Below are 968 nucleotides of genomic sequence, written 5' to 3'. Positions count from 1 at the left end.
TGGCTCCGGTGACGGGTTTGCTGAATGGTCTGACTGGTCATCTTCCGGGTACGCCGGGTACGCCTGGTCTTCCGGGTGTGCCTGATGTTTCGGGTGTTTTGGCTCCGGTGGCGGGTTGGCTGAACGGTGTGACTGGTCACCTGCCGGGAACTCCAGGTACTCCTGATCCGTCGGGTGTTGTGGGTGCGGTTCCTGGTGTGGTCAATGGTGTGGGGCAGGGTCTGACCGGTCACCTGCCGGGAACTCCCGGTACTCCTGGTCGTCCGGGTGTGCCTGATCCGTCGGGTGTTATGGCTCCGGTGGCGGGTTTGCTGAAAGGTCTGACTGGTCAACTTCCGGGTACGCCGGGTACGCCTGGTCGTCCGGGTGTGCCTGATGTTTCGGGTGTTTTGGCTCCGGTGGCGGGTTTGCTGAACGGTGTGACTGGTCACCTGCCGGGTACGCCTGGGACTCCTGATCCGTCGGGTGTTCTGGCTCCGGTGACGGGTTTGCTGAATGGTCTGACTGGTCACCTGCCGGGTACGCCTGGGACTCCTGATCAGTCGTGAGTTCTGGCTCCGGTGACGGGTTTGCGGAATGGTCTGACTGGTCATCTTCCGGGTACGCCGGGTACGCCGGGTCTTCCGGGTGTGCCTGATGTGTCGGGTGTTCTGGCTCCGGTGTCGGGTTTGCTGAATGGTCTGACCGGTCTTCTGCCTGGTTTGCCTGGTACTCCTGGTGTGCCGGGTGATCCGAGCCTTCCGGGTGTGCCTGAAGTTTCGGGTGTTTTGGCTCCGGTTCCGGGTGTGCTGAATGAGCTGACTGGTCACCTGCCGGGAACTCCCGGTACGCCTGATCCGTCGGGTGTTCTGGCTCCGGTGACGGGGTTGCTGAATGGTCTGACCGGTCATCTGCCTGGTTTGCCCGGTACGCCTGGTCTTCCGGGTACTCCTGGTTTGCCGGGTGTTCCGAGCCTTCCGGGTGTGCCT

1 protein-coding gene is annotated in these 968 nt (G+C 62.7%); it reads right to left on the bottom strand.

Annotated elements, in window-relative coordinates; all coding sequences use genetic code 11:
- Positions 1 to 288: 288 nt before the first annotated feature.
- A partial coding sequence (locus QQM37_RS14375) for a hypothetical protein (protein WP_285728304.1) occupies positions 289 to 968 on the bottom strand: 680 nt, incomplete at its 5' end.

Origin of the sequence: Psychromicrobium xiongbiense (genome assembly GCF_030271165.1) — a bacterium.
Classification (GTDB): domain Bacteria; phylum Actinomycetota; class Actinomycetes; order Actinomycetales; family Micrococcaceae; genus Renibacterium; species Renibacterium xiongbiense.
Note: the sequence above shows the minus strand (reverse complement) of the source record. Positions and strands in the feature narration are given on the sequence as shown.